The sequence below is a fragment of the Cupriavidus sp. SK-4 genome (assembly GCF_000611125.1).
Classification (GTDB): domain Bacteria; phylum Pseudomonadota; class Gammaproteobacteria; order Burkholderiales; family Burkholderiaceae; genus Cupriavidus; species Cupriavidus necator.
Genome location: NZ_JFJW01000042.1, coordinates 6,597 through 6,796, shown reverse-complemented (window position 1 = coordinate 6,796; position 200 = coordinate 6,597). Strand labels below are relative to the sequence as shown.

The window sequence follows — 200 nt, the reverse complement described above, 5'->3', positions numbered from 1 at the left end:
CCATCAGGTAGGTGCGCCGGCTGGTGGTGATCACCAGATTCGTCTTCAACCCGGAGCGAATGGGCTTCACCAGCACGTTGACGCGCAGCGCGTCGCCACTTCCGCTGGCCGTATTACCGACGATCCAGCGCACGGTATCGCCGGCGGCGACCGTGACCAGTTCCTCGCCCTCTTGCAGCGAAATCACGGTCACGCGACCA

The 200-nt window shown here is 64.0% G+C and carries 1 protein-coding gene; it reads right to left on the bottom strand.

Going from position 1 to position 200, the window contains the following annotated elements; all coding sequences use genetic code 11:
• Nucleotides 1-200: TrbG/VirB9 family P-type conjugative transfer protein (locus CF68_RS09000; RefSeq protein ID WP_161786860.1), on the bottom strand; the 200-nt coding region annotated here is incomplete at both ends.